The organism is Variovorax paradoxus (assembly GCF_902712855.1).
GTDB classification, from domain to species: Bacteria; Pseudomonadota; Gammaproteobacteria; order Burkholderiales; family Burkholderiaceae_C; genus Variovorax; species Variovorax paradoxus_Q.
Genome location: NZ_LR743507.1, coordinates 4,217,487 through 4,243,016, shown reverse-complemented (window position 1 = coordinate 4,243,016; position 25,530 = coordinate 4,217,487). Strand labels below are relative to the sequence as shown.

Genomic DNA, 25,530 nt, shown 5'->3' with positions numbered 1-25,530 from the left:
GGGTCAGGCCTCCGCCGCCGCGCGCGCGCCGAGAACGTCGAGCGAGGTCTGCAGCGCGCTGTCGGGCAGGCCGTTCTTCCACGGCACGTCGACCGGGTAGGGCTTCAGCAGGCAGTCGTCCGGCAGCATCTCGATCGGGGTGAAGTCGCGGTGCGCGATGTACTCGGGCCGCTTGTGCCGGCGGATGTGGTTGCTGACCGCGCACAGGCTCAGGTACACCGCCACGCGGTTGAAGGGCGACAGGTTGCTGCCCGAGGCATGCACCAGGCAGCTGTGGAAAAGGATCATCGAGCCGGCCGGCCCCTTGGGCGAGACGATGCCGCCGTGCTTGCCGCCGGCGCGGTCCACCAGCTGGCCGATCAGTTCGTTGTCGACCGTCCACAGCGGGTAGCTGGTGGTGGTCAGATCGTGCTTCGCGTCCACCACGCCCTTGCGGTGGCTGCCCGGGATGAACATCAGCGGGCCGTTGTGCTCGTTCACGTCGTCGAGGAAGATCGCGACGTTCATCGCGCGCTCGGTGGGCATCAGGTCGTCGTTGAGCCAGGTGCCGTAGTCCTGGTGCCATTGCCACACGTCGCCTTCGAAGGCCATCTTGCCGTTGATCTTGAACTGGTGCATGTAGACCTCCTCCTCGAAGAGGTCGGTCACCGGGCCCACCATGCGCGGATGCCGCGCCAGCCGCGCGAAGGGCTCGCTGATGAGGTGCGCCGCGAAGTTCGTGCGCACCGCGTCGGAGCCTTTTTCGCGCACATTGAAGGCTTCGCGCCTGGCGTACAGCGCGGGCACCGCGTCTGTCAGCACCCTGGTTTCTTCGGCCGAAAAGTGGCCGGGAAAGAACAGATAGCCATCGCGCTCGAACTGCGCGCGTTGCTCGGGGGTCAGCTTCATGCCTTGTCTCCTTTTTTTCGCGGGGTGGTCTGCGGGGTGGACCGGGACGCAGCGGACGCAGCGGACGCAGCGGACGCAGCGCTCGCGAGTTGCTGCGAAAGCCTTTCGCTCAGTGCCTCGCTGGCCTGCGAGACGTGCTCCTCGCTCAGGCGCGCGGCGCGTTCCACGTGGCCGGCGGCAATCGCCTCGGCAATGGCTTCGTGTTCGTCCCACAGCGACTCGCGCTGCGGCTCGGCCTGCAGCACCGCGCCCATGGCCCTGCGCAGGTGGCGCCAGTGCAACGCGGCGCTCTGGCCGATCAGCGGATTGCCGGAGGCCTCGTAGATGGCCTGGTGGAAGGCCACGTCGGCATCGATCATGGCCTCCACGTTGCGCCCTCGCGCGGCGCGCCGGCCGCGTTCGATGAGTCTGGCGTCGATGCGAAAACGCTGCTCTGCTGCCAGCCGTGCGGCCAGCACGTCGAGCGCGCCGCGAACCTGGTAGACCTTGCGCATCGCCTCGGCCTCCAGCGGCGCCACCAGCACGCCGCGGCCCGGCGCATCGCGCACGAAGCCGTCCTTCTTCAGCAGCCGCAGCGCCTGCAGCACCGGCTGGCGCGACACCGAGAGACGCTGCGCGATGTCTTCCTGGGTGATGCGCTCGCCCGGCGCGAGCGCGCCGCTGCTGATGGCGCCGAGCAGGACGCGGTGGACCTGGTCGACCAGGTCGGGAGCGACTTCGATGCTGACGAGCTGCGCGGGCATGGCTGTCTCCTTGCGGCGGCTTTTCTGAACTCTGTATACAGAGTACGGAGTTCGGCGCTGCGGCGCATACCGGGTTTTTACGCATCGGGGGTGCAAAAAATTGCAAGCCGCCGCTAAGCTCGACGCATGCAACTACCTACCTACGACGACGTCGTCGCCGCGGCCGCGCGGCTCGAAGGCCATGCCCACCGCACGCCGGTGCTTCGATCGACCACCGCCGACGAGCGCTGGGGCGCCAGCTTCTTCTTCAAGTGCGAGAACTTCCAGCGCATGGGCGCATTCAAGTTCCGCGGCGCGTTCAATGCACTGTCGAAGTTCGACGCCACGCAGCGCAAGGGCGGCGTCATCGCCTTCTCGTCGGGTAATCACGCGCAGGCCATCGCGCTGTCGGCGCGCCTGCTGTCGATGCCGGCCGTGATCGTCATGCCCAAGGACGCGCCGGCCGCCAAGGTGGCCGCCACCAAGGGCTATGGCGCAGAGGTCGTGATGTACGACCGCTTCACCGAGGACCGCGAGGCGCTGACGAAGAAGCTGGCGCAGGAGCGCGGCATGACGATGATCCCGCCCTACGACCACCCCGACGTGCTCACCGGCCAGGGCACGGCGGTGAAGGAGCTGATCGAGCAGACTGCGGAGGGCGGCCCGCTCGACCACCTGTTCGTGTGCCTCGGCGGCGGCGGGCTGCTGTCGGGCTCGGCGCTCTCGGCGCGCGCGCTGTCGCCGGACTGCAAGGTCTACGGCGTGGAGCCCGAGGCCGGCAACGACGGCCAGCAGTCGCTGCGCAGCGGGAAGATCGTGCACATCGCCACGCCCAAGACCATCGCCGACGGCGCGCAGACGCAGTACCTGGGCGAGTACACCTTCGGCATCATCCGCCGCGACGTGGACGACATCTTCACGGTGACCGACGAGCAGCTCGTGGAGGCCATGCGCTTCTTCGCCGAGCGCATGAAGATGGTGGTGGAGCCCACCGGCTGCCTCGCGTTCGCGGGTGCCATCGCGGCGGCGCAGGCGATCCGGGGGAAGCGCGTGGGCATCGTCATCAGCGGCGGCAACGTCGACCTGTCGCGCTTTGCCGCACTGATCGCGCCGCAGCAGTAACCGGCAGGCTCAGGCGCGGATTCCGCCGGCCGTCAGGTGCAGCAGGCGGTCGGCCTGCGCCGCTGCGCTCTCGGAGTGCGTCACCAGCACCAGCGAGGCGCCATGCTCGCGGGTCTGGCCGATGAGCAGGTCCATCACCTTCGCGGCGGTCGTGGGGTCGAGGTTGCCCGTGGGCTCGTCGGCGAGCAGCAGGGCGGGGCGGTGCACCAGCGCCCGCGCGATCGCCACGCGCTGCAGCTGGCCGCCCGACAGCGTCTGCGGCAGCCGTGCGCCCATGCCGGGCAGGCCGACGGCGTCGAGCATCTTCGCCACGCGGCCCTCATCCTGTCGGCCCTGCAGCATCAGCGGCAGCGACACGTTCTGCGCCACGTCCAGGTGCGGCAGCACGTGGAAGGCCTGGAACACGAAGCCCACATGGCGCCGGCGCCAGAGCGCGCAGGCTTCGCCGTCGAGCGCGCCGATGTCGGTGCCGTCGTGCGTCACCGTGCCCTGGTCCCAGCTGTCGAGGCCGGCCATGCAGTTCAGCAGCGTCGATTTGCCGACACCCGATTCGCCCACGATGGCGACGAACTCGCCGGGCTCGACCGTGAGCGTGACGTTCTCGAAGACCGGTGCTTCGCCATAGTGCTTGCCGAGGTTGGTAATGCGCAGCGTCATCCGGTGTGCCTGGCTTGTGTGGCATGGGCCATGAGTTGAACGGCGGTCTGCACCGCATCGGTGGCGTCGCAGGCGATCACTGTGCGCTGCGGCATGCTGCGCAGCCAGGTGATCTGCCGCTTGGCGAGCTGGCGCGTGGCGGCGATGCCGCGTTCGCGCAGCCCGGCCATGGCCTTCGCGTCGGGCTCGGCGTCTTTGGCGGCATCGAGCGTTTCCCAGGCCTGCCGGTAGCCGACGCAGCGCATCGAGGGCAGGTCGGTCGACAGGTCGCCGCGCGCGCGCAGCGCACGCACCTCGTCGAGGAAGCCGGCCGCGAGCATCGCGTCGAAGCGCTCGGCGATGCGGCCGTGCAGCCAGGCGCGATCGGCGGGTTCCAGCGAGAACAGCATGCCGCCTTCGACGGCACCGGCCGCCTTGTTGCCGCTGGCATGGAAGCTCGACAGCGGCTTGCCGCTGCTGGCCCACACCTCGAGCGCTCGCTGGATGCGCTGGCTGTCCTGCGGTGCGAGCCGCGCGGCCGTGACCGGGTCGACCTGCGCGAGCCGCGCATGCATGGCGGGCCAGCCGAGCGCGGCGGCATCGGCGTCGATGTGCGCCCGCACGGCAGCGTCGGCTGCGGGCATGGCGTCGATGCCGTCGAACAGCGCCTTGAAGTACAGCATCGTCCCGCCCACCAGCAACGGCAACGCGCCGCGCGCGTTGATCTCCTCGATGAGCCGCGCCGCGTCGGCCACGAAGGCTGCGGCGTTGTAGCTTTCGGCAGCGTCGAGGATGTCGATCAGGTGGTGCGGCGCCACCGCCTGCTCGGCGGCCGTGGGCTTGGCGGTGCCGACGTCCATGCCTCGATAGACCAGCGCCGAATCGACCGAGACGATCTCCACCGGACGCAGGCGCGCCAGGGCGAGTGCGGCAGCGGTCTTGCCGGAGGCGGTGGGTCCGGCCAGCGCGATGTAGCGGGGTGGGGAAGAAGGCGCGGACGAGGGCGCAGCGCCCGGCGATGCCAGGGTGGCGGCCCCGGCGGCCGGAACGGAACTGGGAGACATGGTGCGCCGAGGGTAGCAAATGGCGCGAGGGCGGCCACCGGCCCGGGTCTTGCGGTCGCTGAACCTGATGAACTCATTGCCCGCGGCCATCGCGGGTCGCATGGCAGTCGCGATCCGCGGCAAAGGGTTGGCGTCGGCGATGGAGGCGTTTCGCGCACCGTACGGCCAAACGTCGGCCTCAAGCGTGCAAACCCGGCGCCCGGCCGGCCCCGGTCCAGCGAGAGAGCTCAGATCGCAGCGGGGGCGGGTTGCTCCACCTTGCCGCTCACGTCCTGCGGCGTGAGCGCACCGACGGCCGGCGGTGCGAGGCGCGGGGTCGGGCGCGAGGCGCCGCCGTTGCTGGCGACCATGTTCTCCGGCTTCATGCGGAAGAGTTGCGTGAGTGCAGCGCGGTACTGCGTCTCGCCGACCGAGTTGGTGTTGTGGTGCGAGCCGCCTTCGACCAGCACGAACAGCTTGGGCACCGTGGCCGCGTCGTAGAGCTTGCGGCCCAGCGTCGGGTTGATGAGGCTGTCGGCCGTGCCGTGCACCACGAGCAGCGGCGCGCCGATGTCCTTGACCTTGTTGATCGCCTCGAAGCGCTGGGTGATGAGCGGCGCGAAGGGCAGCCAGCCCCACTTGAAGCCGCTGACCACGTCGGCGATCGACGTGAAGGTGCTTTCGACAATCGTGCCGCTCTCGTCGTTCACATGCGCCGCCAGGTCGATGCCGATGGCGCCGCCGAGCGAATGGCCGAAGATGTAGCGGTGCTGCTTGGGGTGGCGCGCGGCCAGCCAGGTCCAGGCGGCGCGGGCGTCCTCGCGCGCCGATTCCTCGGAGGGCAGGCCCTTCGAGCTCTTGCCGAAGCCGCGGTAGTCGATGGCCAGCACCGAGAAACCCAGCTCGTGCATGCGCTGGATGCGCGGCGCCGAGCCGGCCACGTTGTAGCGGGCCCCGTGCAGGTACAGCAGCACGGGCGTGTCGGTGGTCTCGGGCGCGCCGCCCAGCCACAGGCCGTGCAGGCGGGCCGGCTCGCCCGTGAGGGACGACTGGAAGTCGATCCATACGTCTTCCATGCCCTGGGCCATGGAAGCGGTGTTGCCCCAGCTGCGGTCGCTGGGCTGGAAGATCCATTCGCGCTGCTGCTCGTCGAACGTCGAGCAACCGGCGGCCAGCAGGGCACAGAGCGAGAAGACAGACGCGAGGAGAGTCCAGCGTTTCATCATGGGGTTGAGGGACAGCGAAGTCGGCCGAAAAGTTTCACTAGCACTCACCGTGGTGCGCCGACGTTGCACCCTGGTTACCCCCCGAAACAGCGCTCGTTGGCGCTTTGACGAAGCTATGCAACGTGCGTGCCCGCCGTCCCGATGACGCGAGAAGCCCTGCGGAAAACCCTGAAGAAAACGACCGAACGCGCCGGGATGGCAGCTGAAAAACGCTAAAAAACGTGCGAAATCGGCTGTTTACAGCCCGAAATCGACCCCAAACACGCTCTAAACAGGCCCGGAACAGGTCTGCCGGGGCTCAGCGGCCTCGCATGAACAGCGAATCAAGTTCCCGGATCGACAGCTGCCGCCACGTCGGCCGGCCGTGGTTGCACTGGTCCGAACGTTCTGTTGCTTCCATCTGGCGTAACAGTGCGTTCATCTCGTCGATGGTGAGCTTCCGGTTGGCCCGCACTGCGCCGTGGCAGGCCATGGTCGACAGCAATTCGTTCTGGGCGCGCTGAACCACGGTGCTGGCGTCGTGCTGGCCCAGTTCGGCCAGCACGCTGCGCGCCAGCTCTACCGGGTCGCCGTCTGCCAGCGTTCCGGGCACGGCGCGCACCGCGAGCGTGCGCGGCGAGAACGGGGTGATTTCCAGCCCCAGCGTCGTCAGCACCGCCGCACAGGCCTCGGCCGTGGCCACTTCCTGCGGCGTGGCGGCGAAGGTGGCCGGGATCAGAAGCGGCTGGCTGCTGATCGCCGCGCCGTCGAGCTGCGTCTTGAGCCGCTCGTAGACGATGCGCTCGTGCGCCGCGTGCATGTCGACGATCACCAGGCCCTGGCTGTTCTCCGCCAGGATATAGATGCCCTGCAACTGCGCCAGCGCGCGGCCCAGCGGCCAGGCTTCTTCGTTCGTAGCGAGGGGCACAGGGCCTGCGACCGGGCTGGAGGGCGAGCCGGCCGCGGAACTGAAGGCTGCCGGCGCAGAACTGGCGGAACCCGATGCCGGGGAGGACCACAGCGCGGGCCCGGCCTCCTGAAGAAATCCGGCGGAGTCCGTGCGGCCTGTGTACTGGGGCCACATGGCGTCGGCATCGCCCGCGCCGCGTTCCCGCGCCACGAAATTCATCGCCGGCTGCGACCAGCTCGCGTTCGACGGGAGCGGGGTTTCCTTGAAGAACGGCTGCTGCGCGGCCGATGGCAACACCGCGTCGCCGGCGCGTGGCGCCGCCAGCGCATCCTCGATGGCGTGGCGCACCGCCTGATGCACCTCGCGGCCGTCGCGAAAGCGAACCTCGATCTTGGTCGGGTGCACGTTCACGTCCACACGCGCGGGGTCGATCTCGAGATACAGCGCGTAGATCGGCTGGCGCTGGCCGTGCAGCACGTCCTCGTAGGCGCTGCGCACCGCGTGCGACAGCACCTTGTCGCGCACGAAGCGGCCGTTGACATAAAAGAACTGCTGGTCGCCGCGCGAGCGCGCCGCATCGGGAATGCCGGCGCGGCCCACCACGCGCACGGCACCGCCGGCGCGGTCGACGGGCACGCTCTGGGAAACGAAGTCGTCGCTCAGCGCGTCGGCCAGGCGCTGCTCGCGCACCGTGGCGGCGCGCCACTGCTCGACCAGCTTGCCGTCGTGCCAGACCGAGAAGCCCACCTCGGGCCGCGCCAGGGCGTGGCGGCGCACGGCTTCGATGCAATGTGCCAGCTCCGTCGCGTCGGTCTTCAGGAACTTGCGGCGCGCGGGCGTGGCGAAGAACAGCTCGCGCACCTCGACCGTCGTGCCGGTGGCGCGTGCAACCGGCCGCAGTTCGCCGGTGCGGCCGTCGAGCGCGAACGCCGTGTCGGCGCCGGTGAAGCGCGACTGGATGCTGAGTTCGGCGATCGCGTTGATGGCGGCGAGCGCCTCGCCGCGGAAGCCCATGGTGCCGACCGTCTCGAGGTCGTCCAGGCTGGCGATCTTGCTGGTGGCATGGCGGCGCAGCGCCACCGTGAGCTCCTCGCGCGGAATGCCCAGGCCGTCGTCCTCGACGGAAATGAGCCGCACGCCGCCCGAAGCCAGCCGCACCGTGATGTGGCTGGCGCCCGCGTCCAGCGCGTTGTCGAGCAGTTCGCGCACCACCGAAGCGGGCCGCTCGACCACTTCACCGGCGGCGATCTGGCTGATCAGCTCGTCGGGAAGCTCGCGGATCGGGCGGCGTTGAACGGGGGCGAGGGAAGTGGGGAGGGCGCTCACCGGGGGCATTCTAGAAGCGGCATGTCCCCGGCGCTCAGGCAGGGCGTTTGTGCGCGGGTGGTGCTCAGGCCTGCAACTGCTTGAACATCACGTACGCATCGACGAACCCGTGCTGCGGATGCCTGAACGCACCGGGCAGCGTGCCGACGATGGCGAAGCCCAGCTTGCGCCACAGGCGCACCGCGCCTTCGTTGGTCGACACCACGAAGTTGAACTGCATGGCGCGAAACCCCATGCGCAGCGCTTCCTGCTGCGAGTGTTCGCACAGCGCGGACGCCACGCCCAGGCCGCGGGCCGCTTCGGACACCACGTAGCCGCAGTTGCTCACGTGCGCGCCGTGGCCCGGTTGGTTGGGCTTGATGACGTAGGTTCCGAGCACCGCGCCCTGGTCGTCGCAGGCAACGAAGGTGCCGGCAGGCAGCGTCATCCAGGCATGCCGGACCTCGGGCTCGGTGACGTCGGTGGCGAAGGTGTAGGTGTCCCCGCGGCGGAAGGTGGGTTCGAGAAAGGACCAGAGGGCCGGCCAGTCGGCCTCGGTGGCGGCGCGTATGTGCAGCATGGGGTGATTCAGGAAGCGTTCGGGTCGAGCAAGGATAATCCGCGCCCATGGAAATCATCAGCTTTCTCGTCGACTTCATCCTTCATGTCGACAAGCACCTCGAGGCCTTCGTCATTGCCTACGGCCCCTGGGTCTACGCGCTGCTGTTCCTCATCGTCTTCGTGGAGACCGGCGCGGTCGTCATGCCGTTCCTGCCGGGTGACTCGCTGCTGTTCATCGTCGGCGCGCTGTGCGGCGCGGGGCTCATGAACTATCCGCTGGCCTGCGGCATCCTGATCGCGGCGGCCATCCTCGGCGACCAGTGCAACTATTCGATCGGCCGCTACTTCGGGCCGAAGGTGTTCCAGTGGGAGAGCTCGCGCTTCTTCAACCGCAAGGCCTTCGACCAGGCGCACGGCTTCTACGAGCGCTATGGCGGCATCACCATCATCCTTGCGCGCTTCATGCCGTTCATCCGCACGTTCGCGCCCTTCGTGGCCGGCGTGGCGGAGATGAACCGCGCGAAGTTCACCATGTACAACGTGGTGGGCGCGCTAATCTGGGTGCTCGGCATCGCGACCGCGGGCTACTTCTTCGGCAACCTGCCGTTCGTTCGCCAGCACCTCGACAAGATCATTTGGGCGCTGATCTTCGTGCCGGGCCTGCTGGCCATCTATGGCGCATGGCGCGCGTCGAAGGCCGAGAAGGCGCGCGCAGCGCAGGCCTGAGGCCGTTGCCTTCCCCATGAAAAAAGCGCGCCCGAGGGCGCGCTTTTTCGTTGGGCGAGAGCTGATCGAGCAGGCTCAGTAGTTCGGGCCGTTGCCCGGGTAGTAGCCGCTGCCTCGCGGATAGCGCTGCTGGTTGTAGTAGTTGCGCTCGTCGGCGTTGCGGCCGACCTGATTGCCGATGATGCCGCCAATGGCTGCACCACCCACGGTGCTCGCCGTGTTGCCGCCGATGGCATTGCCCACCAGCGCTCCGCCTACCGCACCCACACCAGTACCGAGGTTCTGGTTGGGGCCGCTGGCGCAGCCTGCAATCGTCATGACTGAAGTGGCTGCGGCTGCAGCGATCCAGAGACGTGTGTTCATGATGTCCACCTTTCGAAGAGTGATGGGTCATCATGTGCAGCCGGCCTGCGCACCCGGTGTAGGAGCCTGCCGCGCCTGCCTGTGCGGCCTCACGGGCTGCCGTTCGTGGGACAGAAGGGCCTGCTCTGGCTTTACAAAGACCGCAGGCGCAGCCTCAGAGCTGGCGGCTGCGGGCCAGCGGCGGGTTCTGCGCAAAGTAGCGCTGGATGCCGCGCATCAGTGCATCTGCCAGGCTCTCCTGGTAGTCGACGCGGCGCAGGTTCGCTTCTTCTTCCGGGTTGCTGATGAAGGCCGTCTCGACCAGCACGCTGGGGATGTCCGGCGCCTTCAGCACCGCGAAGCCCGCCTGCTCGACCTGGCCCTTGTGAAGACGCGCACCGATGCCCTTGATCTCGCCCAGCATCGCGCCGCCGAGCTTCATGCTGTCGTTGATCTGCGCCGTGGTGCTCATGTCGAGCAGCGCGCGCTGCACCTGCGCCTCGTGGTTGCCCACGTTCACGCCGCCCACCTTGTCGGCGTCGTTTTCCTTGTTGGCCAGCCAGCGTGCGGCGCTGCTCGATGCGCCGCTCTGGCTCAGCGCGAACACGCTCGCGCCGCGCGCGGCCGGCGTGGTGAAGGCGTCGGCATGGATGCTCACGAACAGGTCGGCCTGCACGCGGCGGGCCTTCTGCACGCGCACGCCCAGCGGCACGAAGAAGTCGGCGTCACGCGTGAGAAAGGCACGCATCGGATTGCCGTTGACGCTGCTCGCGTTGATGCGGTCGCGCAGGCGGAACGCCACCTGCAGCACGATGTCCTTTTCGCGCGTGCCGCTCGGGCCGGTGGCGCCGGGGTCTTCGCCGCCATGGCCCGGATCGAGCGCGACGATGATGATGCGGTCGGTGCGGCTCGCGGTGGCAGGGCCGTTTCGCGTCGTGGCCACGGCGGGCGGCGGCACGGGCCTCGAAGGTGTCGTTGCCGCCACTGGCGGCAGCGGCGCCGGCGCCACGAGCACAGGCGGTGCCACCGGACGATCGGGGCCGGCCGAAACCGGAGGCGCCGGTGTCGTCGGGCCGGGGCGCATCGACTGCTGCGCCATCAGGTCGCCCAGCGGGTCGGCCGCGGGTGCGGTGGGGCGCGCCGGCAAGATCGGCGTGCCGGGCGCGGCGCCCGCCACCGACGGGCCACTGTTGCTGCCATTGCTGCCGTTGCCTGCCGCCGTGCGCGGCGCGTCGCGCAGACGCTCGGCAATCAGCGCTTCCATCGGGTCGATGGCCTGCTCGGGGTAGAGGTCAAGCACCAGCCGGTGCTTGTAGGCGGCCACGGGCGCCAGCGAGAACACCTGCGGCACCACGGACTGCTTCAGGTCGAACACGATGCGCACCACCTTCGGTGCGTTCTGCCCGACGCGCAGGCCGTTGATGTAGGGGTCGCCCGGCTTGATCTTGCCGACCAGCTCGCGCAGCTCGGGGTTGAGGTCGATGCCCTCGATGTCCACCGCCAGCCGCGGCGGGCTGCCCACCACGAGCTGCTGCGAGTTGAGGCGCGCGTCGGATTCGATGGTCACGCGCGTGTAGTCGGCCGCGGGCCACACGCGCACGGCGAGGATGGTGGCGCCGCGCGCGATCTGGTGCACGCCGAGCATCAGCGCGATGCTGCCGCCCTGCAGCAGCACGCGTCGTTTCAGGCCCGCCGCCTTCATGCGGCGATGCGCGCCAGCAGATCGCTGCCGCGAGCGGTGTTCGCCAGGAGGGTCACGCTGCGTGTGTCGTCGGTCATTGCTTCAATTTTAATAGCGAGGTCGGCCTGCGGCATACGGCCGGCGGCGTTGTCCGGCCACTCGGCCAGCTTGAGCCCGGGGCCCGCGAAGATGTCGCGGAAGCCGGCGTCGTCCCATTCGCGCGGATCGCTGAAGCGATAGAAGTCGAAATGGAAGATCTGCAGCCCGTCGGGCGCCTCGTGCGGTTCGACCACCGCGTAGGTGGGGCTCTTGATGCGCCCGGCGATGCCGAGCGCGCGCAGCAGATGGCGAACGAAAGTCGTCTTGCCGGCACCGAGGTCGCCGTGCAGCGCGATGAAAGCATCGCGGATCGCGGGCGAGGCCGCGAGCGCGCGCGCGAAGGCATCGGTGTCGTCCTCGCTGCGCCAGCACAGCGCGCGGGCGCTGTTCGTCGTTTCTACAATCGGCAAGTGATCGTCAGCCATCCACTCGTTGTGCGTATTCAGGCCTTGGCCCGGGAACTCGGATTCTCCCAAATCGGAATCGCGGGCGTCGATCTGTCGAGCGCCGAGGACGGTCTGATGCAATGGCTGGCCCATGGGTTCCATGGCGAGATGCAATACATGGCAACACACGGCACCCGGCGCGCGCGCCCGGCCGAGCTGGTGCCCGGCACGGTGAGCGTGATCACTGCGCGCATGGACTACCTGCCGCGCGACACGTCGCCCGAGTGGCAGGCGGTCGAATTCGAGCGACTCACACGGCCCGGCGAAGCCATCGTGTCGGTCTATGCCAGGGGCCGCGACTATCACAAGGTGCTGCGCAACCGGCTCGCAAAGCTGGCCGAGCGCATCGCCGAAGAGGTCGGCCCCTTCGGCCACCGCGCCTTCACCGACTCGGCACCCGTGCTCGAAGCCGAGCTGGCCTCGCGCAGCGGCCAGGGCTGGCGCGGCAAGCACACGCTGGTGCTCGACCGCAATGCCGGCTCGATGTTCTTCCTGGGCGAGATCTACGTCGACATGGAATTGCCGCCCAGCGATCCCGTCAGCCCGCACTGCGGCAGCTGCAGCGCCTGCATCGACATCTGCCCGACGCAGGCGATCGTCGCGCCGCGGCGGCTGGACGCGCGGCGCTGCATCTCGTACCTCACCATCGAGCACAGCGGTCCGATCCCGGAAGAACTGCGCCCGCTGATGGCCAACCGCATCTACGGCTGCGACGACTGCCAGCTGATCTGCCCCTGGAACAAGTTCGCGAAGAAGAGCGAGCTGCCCGACTTCGATGCGCGCGAAGGCCTCACCGGGCGCACGCTGGCCGAGCTGTTCGCCTGGACCGAGGAAGACTTCCTGCGCCGCACCGAGGGCAGCCCGATCCGCCGCATCGGGCATGAACGCTGGCTGCGCAACATCGCCGTGGCCCTGGGCAACGCGGCGCGCTCGGGCGAGGGCGGGGCGCACGAGGCGCTGGCCACGCGCGCCGCGCATGCGAGCGGACTCGTGCGCGAGCACGTGGCCTGGGGCCTGGCGCAACGGCCTGCGGCCTGAGCCTCAAGCCCGGTTTCAGGCCGGTGCGGGTCAGTATCAGGCCGGTTTCAGGCCGGCAAAATCTCGCGCACGCGCTCCCACGGACGGCACATCAGCGTGCCGCGCGGCGACACCACGATCGGGCGCTGCAGCAGGATCGGGTTCTCCACGATGGCGTCGAACAGCTGGTCGTCCGTCAGTGTCTCGTCGGCCAGCTTCAGCTCTTCATACGGCGCTTCCTTGGTGCGCAGCAGGTCGCGCGGGCCCATGCCCATGGCCTTGGCAAGCTCGCGCAGCTTCGTCTTGGAGGGCGGCGTTTCCAGGTAAAGCATGATCTCAGGCTCGACCCCGCTTTCGCGGATCAGCGACAGCACGTTGCGCGACGTGCTGCAGTTGGGCTTGTGATAGATCGTCATCGGGTAGGCGGTGGTGGGGGTGCGTGCAGTCATGGCGTGGATTATCGAAAAGAGAGAGCCTTCAGCTCTGGCCCTGTTCCCAGCCCGCCACGAAAGGAAAGCGTGCCGCCCAGAACGCGGCGAGCCGCGGATCGGCGTCGACGCGCTTCACTGCCTCGGCCATGCGCGGCGCCTCGCGATAGAACCGCTCGCGGGTCGGCGTCCAGCGCGACATCACCGCCACATACAGGTCGAGCATGCTCAGCCGTTCGCCGAGCAGGTAGGGCGAGGGGTTTCCGATCTGCTCGTCCATCAGATGCCAGCAGTGCGCGATGCGCTCCGCGCTGCGCTCGAGCATCGCGGGCTGCGATGCGGCGTCGGGCACGAGGCGCGAGGGGTCGTCGCGCACCCAGTAGATCGAATAGATGGCGGCCGGCAGGTAGACCATCCAGCGCAGGTAGCGCGCACGCAGCGGGCTGTCGGGCGCGGGGCACAGGCCGGCTTCGGGATGGCGGTCGCCCAGCCAAAGCAGCATGGCCGCGCTCTCGGTCATGAGTTCGCCCGAAGGCAGGCGCAGCGCGGGCACCTGCCGCATCGGGTTGACGCCGGACACGCGCTCGCGCTCGGCATCGCCCTCCCACGGGGCGATATCGACCGTGTCGACCTGCGCGCCGATCAAGGTGAGCGCGGCATGGACGGGCGTGGCGCCCGAGCCGGGCGCGCCGTACAGAACGTAGCGGTCTTCGGAGGCGGACGTGGCGGGCATCCGTCCAGATTACTGCAGCCTTGCGGCCGTTGTCACGCGGCCAGCAGCGTGTCGACCTGCTTCAGGGCTTCCAGCGTCTTCACGCAGGCCTCGGCCACCTCGGTGCCCTTCACCGCGAAATGGCGGTGGAAATACTTGCGGTGCTCCACGTGCTCGTGGAAGTGATGCGGCGTGAGCACGGCCGAGAAGATCGGCACGTCGGTCTCGAGCTGCAGCGACATCAGCGTGCTGACCACCGTGTTCGCGACGAACTCGTGGCGGTAGATGCCGCCGTCGACCACCAGCGCGCAGCCGACGATGGCCGCGTACTTGCCCGAGTTGGCGAGCCGCTTGGCGTGCAGCGGGATCTCGAAGGCGCCCGGCACGTCGAAGATGTCGATGAGCTCGCGGGCCACGCCCTGGCGTGCCATCTCTTCGAGGAAGGCGTCGCGGGCCTGATGGACGATGTCGGAATGCCATTGCGCCTCGACGAATGCGATGCGCGTGCCGCGCGGCGAACCGGACGCGGAGCCCGAGCCGGGAATGGCGGAAAGGGGAAGGTCGTTGATCTGACTCATGGTGTGCCTCTGGAAGCAGGTTTCCTGAATCAGGGCGCACGAAACCACGGGCCCGCTCACGCGCCTGGCACCATGGCAAAGCACGCGGGCCGACCCGCATTTCGCGCTCTCTTTCATCCGGACTGTGACCGTCGGCTTCGGAATCGCACCGAAATCTGCTGACCCCGGAACCCTTTGCGGGCTCCAGGCGCTCGCGGGCTTGTGCAGCTTTCGCCGCCATCACCGCCGGTGGGGAGTTTCACCCCGCCCTGAGAACGCTTGCCGTCCGGCGAACCGGACAGCGGGGCGATTCTAGGAGCCCGTCGGGGCACCGGCCTGTCGCCCGCGCGGCAGACCTTCGCCCGAGCGGGGATTTTCTTCAGAAGCGATACGTGGCCGTCGCAGTCACGGTACGGCGCTGGCCGTAGAAGCAGTCGCCGCGCGCCAGGCAGGTGGTGAGCTGCACCTTGTCGGTCAGGTTGCCTACGTTGAGCGCGAGGCGCAGCGGGCCGTTGTCCCACGCGAACATCGCGTCCAGCAGTGTCACCGAGGGCACCGGGTTGGCGTCCATGCCGTCCCACGACTTGCCCAGGTAGCGCACGCCGCCGCCCACCGAGAAGCCGGGCACGCCGCCGATGGAGAAGCGCCGCATCAGCCAGGCCGAGGCCGTGTGCTTCGGCACGCCCGAGATGCGCTTGCCCAGGTCGGTGCCGTTGCTGCGCGAAACGCGCGCGTCGGTGTAGGCGTACGAGGCGATCCAGTCCCAGTCGCGCCCGATGCTGCCCTTGTATTCGAGCTCCAGCCCCTTCACGTGCACCTCGCCGAGCTGGATGCTGTTGAGCGGGTTGGTCGGGTCGGTGGTCTTGCGGTTGGTGTCGCGCAGGTCGTACACCGCCGCCATGAGCGAGGTACGCTGGCCTTCGGGCTCCCACTTCACGCCGGCTTCCCATTGCTTGCCGCGCTGCGGCTTGAAGGGCGTGTTGTTCACGTCCACGCCGCCCAGCGGCAGGAACGATTCGGCATAGCTCAGGTAGGGCGCCCAGCCGCCGTCGGCCAGGTAGACGAGGCCGGCGCGCTTGGTGGTGGCCTTGTCGTCGGCGGCAGCGGCGGGGCGGCCTTCGGTGTCGGTGGTGGCCTTGTCGTGGCGCAGGCCCAGCAGGCCGATCCAGCGGCCGTACTTGACCTGGTCCTGCACGTAGATGCCGGCCTGCTTCTGCAGCACCGAGGGCTGCCGCGTGAGGAAGGCGGGCGGCGTGTAGTTGCCATACACCGGCGCGTACACGTCGAGTGCGCCCGCGCTGCCGCGGCCGGTGGACTGCGAGGTCTCGTTGCGCTGGAAGTCCGCGCCGACGAGCAGCGTGTGGTCCACCGCGCCGGTCTTGAAGTGCGCCTCGGCCTGGTTGTCCAGCAGCACCATCTTGCCGCCGTTGAGCTGCACGATCAGGTCGCGCTCGATGGTGCGCTGGTCTGCGTTGAACACCGGTCGCGCCGGGCGCCCGGTGAGCCGGTCGGCAGTGAAGCTGGTGTAGGAGGAGTTGTAGAGCACCTTGCTCTCGGTCGAGCGCAGGTTCTGCCTGAAGGTCCAGGTGTCGTTGAAGCGGTGGCTGAACAGGTAGCCCAGCGAGGTGTTGCGCGTGTCGTAGCGGTCGAAGCCGGGCTCGCCGGTGAAGGTCGAGGTGGGAATCTGCCCGTAGAGCGACGGCAGCAGCGTGCCCTGCCACGGGAAGAAGCCGATGAGCGAGCCGCTCTTGTCCTTCTGGTACAGCGCCTGCAGCGTCAGCGAGGTGTCGGCGCTCGGGCGCCAGGTGAGCGAGGGCGCGAGCAGGATGCGGTCGTCGGGCACGTGGTCGACCTGCGTGCCGCTGTCGCGGTTCACGGCCACCAATCGATAGAGCCACTTGCCTTCGGCGTCCAGCGGCCCGGTGAAGTCGGCCGCGACCTGCTTGCGGTTGTGGCTGCCCGCCTGCACCTGCACTTCGCGCTGCAGCTCGGGCTGCGGCCTCTTCGACACCAGGTTCAGCACACCGCCGATGCCCCCTTGGCCGTAGAGCACCGAGGAAGGCCCGCGCAGCAGCTCGACGCGCTCCAGCGTGTATGGATCGGCCCGCGTGGTGTTGTAGGTGCCGTAGCTGCGCTGCAGCCCGTCGAGATACTGGATCGCGTCGCCGCCGCGCACCTTGAACGAGTCGACGCGGCTGTCGAAGTAGCTCGACACCACGCCGGCTGTGTAGTTGGTGGTTTCGCGCAGCGTGAGCGCGCTCTGTGCCTCCATCTGGTCGCGCGTGACCACCGAGATGGCCTGCGGCGTTTCGATCAATGGCGTGTCGGTCTTGGTGGCGGTGCCGCCGCGCCTGGCGACGAAGCCCGTCACCGGGCCGGTCGCGGTTTCTCCGGCGTCACCCGATACGGTGACCGTGGGCAGGGCGCGGCGGGGCTCGCCCGCTTCGTCCTTCTCGTCGGCGTAGGCGCCCGGTACGGCGGCGCTCAGCGCCACGGCGGTGGCCGCGAGCGTGGCGCGGCGGGTATGCGAAAGGCGCCAGGTGGGGCGTCCAGCCGGGCGGCGATGCTTCTTCGATGTCATGTGCAGCTTCTCCTGTGTCCTGCGTTTGAGGGGAGTGGCTGAGGCATGCGCCCGGTGCGGGCGTGCCATGGCTTCTCTGATCCGTTTCAATCCGGACGAGCGCAACCGGCGGCTCGCTTCGGGCTGGCTGCCGGTGGGTTTTATGGGTTCTTGTTGCGTCGTCGCGGGCAGCCGTTGCGGCTGCGGTCTTCGTTCCTTCGAAGACGGCTTGCGCGCCCGTTGCGGGCGGCTGGCTGAGCGGCGCGATTATAGAAAGAAAGGCATCAGCGTCCGCCGAGAAACTGCGTCATGCGCTGCAGTTCGTCGTCGAGCGCCGCGCGGAAGGCCGCATCGCGCGGCCTCTTGCCGGCATAGCCGAAGGCCGGCTGCAGCCTGCCCTCGGGCGCGCTCACATTGGCCCAGCCGATCACGCGGTCGTGCATGAGCATCGGCAACGCGTAGTAGCCGAACTGGCGTTTGGGCGCGGGCGTGTAGGCCTCGAACTTGTACGTCCAGCCCCAGAGCAACTCGAAGCGGCGGCGATCCCACACCACCGGATCGAAAGGTGCGAGCAGGCGCACTTCGTCGTCGGGCGCATGGCGGCGCGAGGCCGGGTTCTCGTCGGCCGGCCAATACCAGGTCGTGCCGTCGATGCTGCAGCTCGCGAGTTCGTCGCGCGCGATGTGCAACGCCGCCTGCGTCTGTGCTGCGAGATGCGGCGCGCCGTAGCCGAGCAGGCGCACGAGGTAGGTGAGGCTCGAAGCCGGCAGCGGCGCGTATTTGCGCACCACCAGTTCGATGAGCGCAGCCGCGCGAAGCGCGCGCCCGGCGGGGCTGTCGTCGGCGGGCTCGTGCGTCACCGCCTCGTAGACGCGCGTGCCGCTGTCGCGCCGCACCACGCGCAGCATGCCGCGGTAGTGCATGCCGTCGAGCAGATGCGTGGTCGCGTTGCTGGAGCCGCCCCAGTAGTTCTTGATGCGCCCGTGCGCGAAGTGCTGCTCCACCTGCCGCGGATGCACCGGGCCGTGCTCCTGCACGTAGGCGAGCACGTCGGCCGCCTTGCGCCGCGTGTCGGCGTCCCATGCAAGCTTGGCTTCGCGCGGATGCATCAGCGCCAGGTGCTCGCGCGGCAGGAAGCCGTAGTTGACCAGGCAGTCCTCTTCCACGGCGAGGCGGGTGTAGCGGCTTTCGAGATCGCCCGCGTGGTAGTCCTTCACGCGGTGGCGCAGCGTCAGGTCTTGTGCGCGTGCAGGGGCTCGGATCGGGTCGGCCTGCACAAAGCCGAGTTGGCGGATCGCCGCGGGCAGCGTGGTCGGCTTGAAGAGCGTGCGCGCCACCGCATAGCGGCGCAGGTCGTCGAGGGTCGGGTCAGCCATGGGGCGGATTGCAGCACAGGCGGCGGCTTTTCGCTTTGCTGCATTCGCTGCGAAAGCCACCCCCTTACAGCGTGAGCGTTCAGCGCCGCTGCGGAAGTTGCATTTGTTGGCGGTCGGCGCGACTTCATGCCGCATGAAGCCGTGATCTCGCCGGGTTCTTGCCTAGAGTGGATGCCCCTGTCACTCAACACCCCACCAAGGGAACAAGGAAAGGCGCAACACACACAGCCACTGAAATGTTCGAAGGCTGCTTGCCTCGCGGCAGGTTGTCGGTGCGAAAGCAGCGATGCAGATGCGAGGTATCAAAGGCGACGGCCGGGGCGTTATCAGCACCCCGACCGTCTAACCAAGTTCGTGCAACACCCTCTAAAGGACCGCACAAAAATGGCTACCAAGACTATAGCCCGGCCAACTACGCCGGTAGCTTGCGAAGACAACGCCCAAGACCCGGCGGATCTTCTCGAAAACACCCTCTCTCAGCTCGAAGCTCTACTGTGGGTTTGCCATGGGGAAGACATCGATTGGTGCAGCGGTGATGGACCTCGGCAACTGAACAACCTGCTCTGGCTTGCGGCTGAACTGGCGCGCAAGGCTGGGGCGCTGTTTCAGAAGAACGAGAAGGCGCGATGTGGGGCGCCTGAAACCGGCGGTTAGTGGCTGGTTTGCGGGCTGCGGATTTCGTGGCCCGCCTAGAGTCTTCGTGGTGAAGGGAATCCGGGTCGATTGAAGCTTGCGGAGCAGGCCTTGAGGGCCGCTACGTGCTCAAGGCCGATCGTCGGCGGGCAATACAAGCATCTGCTTTGCAACGATGCCGTTGTTGGCGCTGGCGAGGTGGGTCGGTACTATCAGTCAAGAGCGGACGTTTAAGTTTCGAATGAGATGCCCGCTTCAGACTGCAGCGCGATTTCTCGCAGTTGGGGCTTGAACGGCTGCATGCCACCCGAGGTGGGCAGTCCTCGACCGAGAAGGGTTTCGCGGTTGGCCCCTCACGACTTTCCGCTTCTGCATTGCCGATAACTCCGTTGGTTAACCCGAACGTGTGAACCAAGACTCGCTGCATCGGCGCAAAATGGCTTTTCCTCTGGAGGAGTGAGAGTTGGAAGTCCTGGAAAACGATGAAGCCTTGCCGATGGGGTCCAAGGGAGGCATGGAGCCAAGCGTTCCGCTGGAAGCAGTCCTCATTGACATCGAAGCGGATGGAACCCTGGGGTATGCCTCGATTCAGAACGCTGTGCCGGTCATACGGTCCCTGCGACTGACCAACAATGGACCGGAGGCTCTCGAAGGCTTGGAGGTGCTTGTGAGCTGCAATCCGCGGTTTGCCGAAGGGACCAGACTGCGGTTCGACCGTTTGGCACCCGGTGAGTCGCGCCGAATTTCGCCGCTCGACCTGCGCCCGGACCATACCTTTCTGGCCGAGCTTTCTGAAGCCGCTCAGGCAACGATTACTGTAGCGGTGACGGCGGGCAACACGGAGCTGACGCGCAATACCCAAGCGGTTGAGATCCTTGCCTATGACCAATGGGCAGGCACCCGCGCGCTGCCGGAACTGCTCGCGGCCTTCTGCACGCCGAACAATCCGGCCATCGATGTGCTGCTACACAAGGCATCTGTACTCCTGCGGGAGGCCCACAACGAGCTGTCGATGAACGGCTACCAGTCCAAAAGCCGGGATGTGGTCTGGAAGCAGATATCTGCCGTCTATAGCACCATTGCGGCCGCCGGGCTGCACTACTCGGAGCCTCCCGCATCGTTCGGAGCCGACGGCCAGAAGATTCGCACGTCGGACCGCATCCTCGAAACCGGCGTCGCCACCTGCCTCGACCTGGCCATGCTTTTCGCATCGTGCTTTGAGCAGGCCGGTCTGCGACCCGTGGTCTTGGTCAAAGAGGGCCATGCGTGGGTCGGTGTGTGGCTGCACCAGGCGTGCTTCGCAGACCCCCTGACCGATGACGTACAGGCTGTGCGTAAGCGTGTCGACAGCGGGGAGCTTCTCGTCTTCGAAACCACGGGCATTGCGCTGCATCACAACCACCGTCCCACTTTGCGGATTGCTATGGAGCAGGGTAGTGGACACCTGCTTGACGAGGAGTCGTTCCGGTACGCAGTGGACATTCACCGCGCGCGCCAAGTCCAGATCAAACCGCTGCCTTCCAGGGCGACGCAAGTCCGGCGAGCAGAAAGCGAAGAGGAGGGACCGCCGGTTGGCATCGAACCGACCCCGCGGCTACCCGATCTGGACGTGGCCGCGATCACCCCGCTGGACTTGTCCTTTGACGACACGCCGGAGGGGCGCCTGTCGAAGTGGAAAGCCCGCCTTCTGGACTTGACGCTGCGCAACAAGCTCCTGAACTTCAAGGCCACGAAGACGACCCTGAAGCTCGTTGCGCCTGATCTGGCGCGCCTTGAAGATGTTTTGGCTGATGGCAAAGACTTCAAGGTCCGGCCGCTGCCCGGCATCATGGAGGGCGCTGACCCGCGCATGGCTGAAGTCCACGCCGGCCGCAGTGGCAGTTCGCCGCTGGATGACATGGCGCTTGAGGCGCTGGCGAACAGAGATTTGCTTGCCGAAGTGAAAGCGGACGAACTGGACGGACGCCTGCTCGCCATCCATACCGCCGCGCGCACCGGCCTCGAAGAAGGCGGCGCCAACACGCTGTACCTTGCCATCGGCCTGTTGAGGTGGACGGAAGACGAGAAGTCTGAGCGCCGGAACCTCGCTCCGATTCTTCTGGTTCCTGTCACGCTCCAGCGCCAGTCCGTGCGTTCCGGTTTCCGGCTGGCGAGGCACGACGACGAAGCCATCGTCAATCCGACGCTCCTGCAGTTCCTCAAGGCCAACTTCGAACTGCGTGTTCCCGCGCTGGAGGTCTTGCCCAACGACGAGAAGGGCATTGACGTGGGCCGCGTGCTGCAGGCGTTTCGTCTTGCCGTCGCTGAAATCAAGCACTGGGAAGTCCGTGAGGAGGCCCACCTGGGCCTTTTCTCTTTCACGAAGTACCTGATGTGGAAGGACCTGCAGGACCGCACCGAGCAACTGAAGGCCAACCGCGTGGTGAAGCACCTCATCGACCGCCCGGGTCAGGCATTTGAGCGCGATGGCGAGGTCGGCGAGTTCGAGCAACTGGACCTGAGCCACAAGCCGCAGGACATCCTTGCACCGCTTTTGTCCGACTCTTCGCAGCTGAAGGCCATCTGTTCCGTTGACACGGGCCGCGACTTGGTGCTCGAGGGGCCACCGGGTACGGGCAAGAGCCAAACCATCACCAACATGATCGCCCATGCGCTTGGGCGCGGAAAGACCGTCCTGTTCGTGTCGGAAAAGATGGCGGCCCTGTCGGTCGTCCATCGACGGCTCGAAGCCATCGGGCTGGGGCCGTTCTGCCTGGAGCTTCACTCCTCGAAGTCGAAGAAGTCGGAGGTCTTGCAGCAATTGGGCAGTGCGCTGGACATGGCCGGCCAGCGCACGGCCGATGATTGGTCTCGGGAGGCCGAGCGCCTCGGGCAATTACGCCAGGAACTGAACGGGCTCGTCGGCTCGTTGCATCAGGCCTATCCCAACGGTCTCACGGTCTTCGATGCCATCGGCACCTGTATTGGCAATAGTGGGCAGCAGCCGTCCTCGATGCCGTGGGCCGACGCCATGACGCACAAGCGCGACGAGCTCGACAGGCTCAGGGAAACGTCGCGCAGCATGGCCACCCTTGCCGGGGCCATCGGCGGATTGAACGGCCACCCGCTCAGCCTCATCGGCATGACGCAATGGAGCCCTACCTGGGGAGACGATCTTCTTGTCGCCTGCCAGGACCTCGCCCGCGTGGCCGCGGTCTTCCATGCCAAAGCACAAGGCCTCGAGCCCCTCCTCGGGCAGAGCCTGGCTGGGGCGAGCATAGATACCTTTGCGCACGCGGACGCGCTCGCCGACATGCTGCTCGCGGCACCCAGGGTACCCATTGCAGTGGCACGTCAGGCTCATGACCCCGCGACGCATGCGCGCCTCCAGGCGCTGGTGAAGCACGGCACCGCGCGGGCCGCGCACTGGGAGAGCGTCGGTCCCGGGTGGATGCCGCCGCTGGCGAAGCTCAATGGCGCTGAGCTCCTTTCGAGCTGGTCTCAAGCGAACGAATCATGGTGGCTGAAAGCGGTATGGGGTAGACGTGCCATCACGGCGAAGCTCGCCGCCTTCCGTGAAGACAAGAAGCGCCCTTCTGCGGGCCAGGTCGACGCAATGCTTCACCCGCTGATGGAGCTGAACGAGGAAGACCTGGTGCTGCGCGCTATGCACGCCGAAGCGCAGGCCTTGCTTGCTGACGCCTACGACGGCCTGAAAACCGATTGGAGTGCAGTGGCGGTTCACGATGATTGGGCCATGCAGTTCTCGCAGGCGGTGGCACGAGTCGCCGCAGGCGACGATGCACGCACGCAGGCGTTGCGAGGTGCCTTGCAGCCACTGGTTGCGGAGAACCGCGTCGCGCTCGAGTCAAATGGCAAGGTGGGGCAGACGCTCATCGAATTCCGCAGCGCTTGGCGCGATCTGCGCCAGAAACTTGAAGCGCTGAACAATGCTGCCAAGCCAATTGCGCCGATTGCCGGGCCGAGCAACGCTGATGGGGCGTTGGAGCGCATCCAAGGCGTCATTGCTGGCTGGCAAGCCTCCAAGCAGCGGTTGCAAGCATGGTGCTTGTGGCGGAATGTGCGAGACCAAGCCGTTGCGCAAGGGCTTCAGGGGCTCGTGTTAGACCTTGAGCAGGGGGGCATCGGCCTGAGCGAGGTGGGTGAGCACTTCGAGTTCAGCTACCGCAATTGGTGGGCAAAGAAAGCCATCGACGTAGACCCCGTTCTCCGGAACTTCGCGAGCGCCGAGCATGAACGCAAGATCCGGGAGTTTCGGGCTGCCGATGCGAGCTTCCAGAAGCTGACGGAGCGCTACCTGGCCGCGACACTCGCGGGGCGGATTCCTTCCGCGACCGGCGTGGCAGCCAAGGCGAACCCAGAGATGGGGCGTCTCCTGCGCGAGCGTCAGAAGCAGCGTGCCCATATGCCCGTGCGCCAGCTCGTTCAGGCCATGCCCACGCTTCTCCCCAAACTCAAGCCGTGCCTCCTGATGTCGCCGCTTTCGGTGTCGCAGTACCTGGATGCAGGCTTCTCACAGTTCGACTTGGTCATTTTCGACGAAGCATCGCAAATTCCTGTATGGGATGCGGTGGGAGTGATTGCCCGCGGCAAGCAGTTGGTGGTGGTGGGCGACCCCAAGCAGCTGCCTCCCACCAACTTCTTCAACAAGTCCTCCGAGAGCGACGACGAAGGCTTCGGCGATGACGCAAGGGTCGAGGATCTTGAGAGCATCCTCGACGAATGCCTGGGCGCGGGCATGAACAAGCTCAGCCTCAAGTGGCACTACCGCAGCCGCCACGAAAGCCTCATCACTTTCAGCAACCACCGCTACTACGACGACTCCCTGGTGACTTTCCCATCGCCGGTGACCGATGACCTGGCCGTCAAGTTCCAGCGGGTCACGGGTGTCTACGACCGTGGTGGCAGCAGGACGAACCGCGCAGAGGCGGAGGCCGTCGTCGCGGGCATTGAGGAGCATTTCCTGAACCCGAAAAAGCGGGACCTGACCCTCGGTGTCGTCACGTTCAATCAGACACAGCAATCGCTCATCGACACGTTGCTGGATGCGCGGCGCCGAGCAAATTCGGACCTTGATCGTGCCATCGCGGCGCAGACTCGCGAGAAACTGTTCGTCAAGAACCTCGAGAACGTTCAGGGCGACGAACGCGATGTCATCTTCTTCTCTATTACCTATGGCCCTGACGCCGCTGGTAAGACCACCATGAATTTCGGGCCACTGAATGGCGAAGGGGGACATCGTCGGCTGAATGTCGCCATCTCGCGGGCGCGTGAGGCAGTGGTCATCTACAGCTCGCTCATGCCCGAGCAGATTGACCTCGCGAGGGTACGTGCCGCCGGCGTACGCGATCTGAAGCACTATCTCGAATTCGCCATCCGCGGCGCGCGGGCTCTTGTCGAGCAAAGCTCCCCAACCGGCTTGGACCCCGAGAGCCCGTTCGAACTTGCGGTCATCAAGGTCCTGCGCGAAATGGGCTGGATCGTGCATCCTCAAGTCGGCTGCTCGGGCTATCGCATCGACATGGCCGTTGTGGACTCGCGCGCCCCGGGCCGCTACTTGGTCGGCATCGAATGCGACGGCCGTGCATACCATTCAGGAGCCACGGCTCGCGACCGCGACCGCCTGCGCCAGTTGGTGCTCGAGGGCCTCGGCTGGAGAATTCACCGTATCTGGTCCACGGACTGGTGGGTCAACCCCGAAGGAGAGGTGCAGAAGATATCGGCGTTGCTTCAGTCGTTGGTGACGAAAGAGGAAGACGAGGACGATGGAGAGGCGCTGGATGACTCCCCGCCCGAACCGCCACTCGATATGGGAGTGGCTGATACCACCCCCGAGCCAGGAAGTGCGGCAGAAGCACCTGTGACGAGTCCGCTTGCAGCGCAGGTAACCACGGCTGGCTCGCAAAGTCGCAGCCTGCAGATTTACGCGCCGGCCGCTGTCGGGCCTGGCGACCCGCTCGCGTTCTATGAGCCGCAATCGAGACGCCAGCTTTCGGACCAGCTTCAGCGAGTAGTCGAGGCCGAAGGACCGATTCCCGAGTCAGCTCTTCTCAAGCGGGTTGCGAGAGCGTGGGGCCTCGAGCGCACGGGCGCCAGGATTGTCGAGCGGCTCAGGTCGCTTATTCCGGCCAACTTGCCGCGGACTGAGGAGGGGCATGAGACCTTCTATTGGCCGGCCACGGTAGAACCCAGAACCTGGAACGAGTTTCGCATCGCCGACGCGAGCGAATCGTCCAAACGGCACATTACCGAAGTCTGCGTCGAGGAAGTCGCAGCCCTGGTACTGCATGTCGTTCGCGAAGCAGGGCGCCCTGCTCGGTCTGATACCGCGAGGGCGGTATGTCGCCTGGTAGGCATGGCTCGTACGCCAGCAGATGCTGAGCGACGTGTCTTGGATGCGGTCGACGCGCTCGTCGCGGCAAAGCGCCTGAGCGACTCAGGCTCCCTTCGCATTTACGAGGGCGACTAGTTTCATGTGGGCACTTCGTTCAGTGGTCGGTAGTCCAGGTTCCACAAGTGGTGCCGCCCGAAGCCGGGGACGTGCCCGGTGGCCTGTGCACG

The 25,530-nt window shown here is 67.0% G+C and carries 20 protein-coding genes and 1 riboswitch; of the genes, 5 read left to right on the top strand and 15 right to left on the bottom strand.

Annotation, left to right across the window (positions count from 1 at the left end):
- Nucleotides 1-3 precede the first annotated feature (3 nt).
- Entirely contained in the window at nucleotides 4-888 is an 885-nt protein-coding gene (locus tag AACL56_RS19700; protein ID WP_339091497.1) for a phytanoyl-CoA dioxygenase family protein, read from the bottom strand.
- On the bottom strand, nucleotides 885-1,631 hold the full coding sequence (locus AACL56_RS19695) for a GntR family transcriptional regulator (RefSeq protein ID WP_339091496.1): 747 nt from the start codon (nucleotides 1,629-1,631) through the stop codon (nucleotides 885-887). Before AACL56_RS19695 ends, AACL56_RS19700 begins: the two co-directional genes overlap by 4 nt.
- A 126-nt stretch (nucleotides 1,632-1,757) precedes the next feature.
- Here AACL56_RS19695 and AACL56_RS19690 point away from each other — a divergent pair, with 126 nt between their 5' ends.
- A complete protein-coding gene (locus AACL56_RS19690) occupies nucleotides 1,758-2,732 on the top strand; it encodes a threo-3-hydroxy-L-aspartate ammonia-lyase (RefSeq protein ID WP_339091495.1) in 975 nt (324 codons plus the stop codon).
- A gap of 9 nt (nucleotides 2,733-2,741) precedes the next feature.
- Here the strand turns inward: AACL56_RS19690 and AACL56_RS19685 are convergent, their stop codons facing one another.
- From AACL56_RS19685 to AACL56_RS19665, 5 genes are all read right to left on the bottom strand, one after another.
- Nucleotides 2,742-3,389, bottom strand: a complete 648-nt coding sequence (locus AACL56_RS19685) for an ABC transporter ATP-binding protein (protein ID WP_339091494.1) — start codon at nucleotides 3,387-3,389, stop codon at nucleotides 2,742-2,744.
- Nucleotides 3,386-4,432, bottom strand: a complete 1,047-nt coding sequence (gene miaA, locus AACL56_RS19680) for a tRNA (adenosine(37)-N6)-dimethylallyltransferase MiaA (RefSeq protein ID WP_339091493.1) — start codon at nucleotides 4,430-4,432, stop codon at nucleotides 3,386-3,388. Before miaA ends, AACL56_RS19685 begins: the two co-directional genes overlap by 4 nt.
- Before the next feature lie 227 nt (nucleotides 4,433-4,659).
- The gene (locus tag AACL56_RS19675; RefSeq protein WP_425337029.1) at nucleotides 4,660-5,637 is read right to left on the bottom strand and encodes an alpha/beta hydrolase; all 978 of its coding nucleotides are present in this window, start codon (nucleotides 5,635-5,637) and stop codon (nucleotides 4,660-4,662) included.
- Between the two features lie 298 nt (nucleotides 5,638-5,935).
- Nucleotides 5,936-7,852, bottom strand: a complete 1,917-nt coding sequence (gene mutL / locus AACL56_RS19670) for a DNA mismatch repair endonuclease MutL (RefSeq protein WP_339091491.1) — start codon at nucleotides 7,850-7,852, stop codon at nucleotides 5,936-5,938.
- A 64-nt stretch (nucleotides 7,853-7,916) separates the two neighbouring features.
- A complete protein-coding gene (locus AACL56_RS19665) occupies nucleotides 7,917-8,411 on the bottom strand; it encodes a GNAT family N-acetyltransferase (protein ID WP_339091490.1) in 495 nt (164 codons plus the stop codon).
- 47 nt (nucleotides 8,412-8,458) lie between these two features.
- On the opposite strand from AACL56_RS19665, the gene AACL56_RS19660 reads away from it, so the two are divergent.
- On the top strand, nucleotides 8,459-9,118 hold the full coding sequence (locus AACL56_RS19660; protein WP_339091489.1) for a DedA family protein: 660 nt from the start codon (nucleotides 8,459-8,461) through the stop codon (nucleotides 9,116-9,118).
- Nucleotides 9,119-9,193: 75 nt separating this feature from the next.
- On the opposite strand, the gene AACL56_RS19655 is transcribed toward AACL56_RS19660, so the two are convergent.
- The 3 genes from AACL56_RS19655 to tsaE form a co-directional block, all read right to left on the bottom strand.
- Entirely contained in the window at nucleotides 9,194-9,481 is a 288-nt protein-coding gene (locus AACL56_RS19655; protein WP_130422407.1) for a glycine zipper domain-containing protein, read from the bottom strand.
- Between the two features lie 154 nt (nucleotides 9,482-9,635).
- Nucleotides 9,636-11,162, bottom strand: a complete 1,527-nt coding sequence (locus tag AACL56_RS19650) for an N-acetylmuramoyl-L-alanine amidase (protein ID WP_339091488.1) — start codon at nucleotides 11,160-11,162, stop codon at nucleotides 9,636-9,638.
- Complete coding sequence (gene tsaE / locus AACL56_RS19645; protein WP_339091487.1) at nucleotides 11,159-11,665, bottom strand: tRNA (adenosine(37)-N6)-threonylcarbamoyltransferase complex ATPase subunit type 1 TsaE; 507 nt, start codon at nucleotides 11,663-11,665, stop codon at nucleotides 11,159-11,161. Before tsaE ends, AACL56_RS19650 begins: the two co-directional genes overlap by 4 nt.
- Here tsaE and queG point away from each other — a divergent pair.
- Complete coding sequence (queG, locus tag AACL56_RS19640) at nucleotides 11,651-12,724, top strand: tRNA epoxyqueuosine(34) reductase QueG (RefSeq protein ID WP_339091486.1); 1,074 nt, start codon at nucleotides 11,651-11,653, stop codon at nucleotides 12,722-12,724. The genes tsaE and queG overlap by 15 nt on opposite strands.
- A 47-nt stretch (nucleotides 12,725-12,771) precedes the next feature.
- On the opposite strand, the gene arsC is transcribed toward queG, so the two are convergent.
- From arsC to AACL56_RS19615, 5 genes are all read right to left on the bottom strand, one after another.
- Nucleotides 12,772-13,152 (bottom strand): arsenate reductase (glutaredoxin), encoded by a 381-nt coding sequence (gene arsC, locus AACL56_RS19635; RefSeq protein WP_339091485.1) that lies wholly within the window; start codon nucleotides 13,150-13,152, stop codon nucleotides 12,772-12,774.
- A 28-nt stretch (nucleotides 13,153-13,180) separates the two neighbouring features.
- Nucleotides 13,181-13,864, bottom strand: a complete 684-nt coding sequence (locus AACL56_RS19630) for a glutathione S-transferase family protein (RefSeq protein ID WP_339091484.1) — start codon at nucleotides 13,862-13,864, stop codon at nucleotides 13,181-13,183.
- Nucleotides 13,865-13,896: 32 nt separating this feature from the next.
- A complete protein-coding gene (locus tag AACL56_RS19625; protein ID WP_339091483.1) occupies nucleotides 13,897-14,421 on the bottom strand; it encodes a 6,7-dimethyl-8-ribityllumazine synthase in 525 nt (174 codons plus the stop codon).
- A gap of 101 nt (nucleotides 14,422-14,522) precedes the next feature.
- Nucleotides 14,523-14,681, bottom strand: a riboswitch (FMN riboswitch).
- A gap of 98 nt (nucleotides 14,682-14,779) precedes the next feature.
- Nucleotides 14,780-16,981, bottom strand: a complete 2,202-nt coding sequence (locus AACL56_RS19620; protein WP_339091482.1) for a TonB-dependent siderophore receptor — start codon at nucleotides 16,979-16,981, stop codon at nucleotides 14,780-14,782.
- A gap of 263 nt (nucleotides 16,982-17,244) precedes the next feature.
- The gene (locus tag AACL56_RS19615) at nucleotides 17,245-18,336 is read right to left on the bottom strand and encodes a DNA glycosylase AlkZ-like family protein (RefSeq protein WP_339091481.1); all 1,092 of its coding nucleotides are present in this window, start codon (nucleotides 18,334-18,336) and stop codon (nucleotides 17,245-17,247) included.
- Between the two features lie 384 nt (nucleotides 18,337-18,720).
- On the opposite strand from AACL56_RS19615, the gene AACL56_RS19610 reads away from it, so the two are divergent.
- Nucleotides 18,721-18,990, top strand: a complete 270-nt coding sequence (locus tag AACL56_RS19610; protein ID WP_339091480.1) for a hypothetical protein — start codon at nucleotides 18,721-18,723, stop codon at nucleotides 18,988-18,990.
- Nucleotides 18,991-19,465: 475 nt separating this feature from the next.
- Nucleotides 19,466-25,438 (top strand): DUF3320 domain-containing protein, encoded by a 5,973-nt coding sequence (locus AACL56_RS19605; RefSeq protein ID WP_425337069.1) that lies wholly within the window; start codon nucleotides 19,466-19,468, stop codon nucleotides 25,436-25,438.
- The last annotated feature ends 92 nt before the right edge of the window (nucleotides 25,439-25,530 follow it).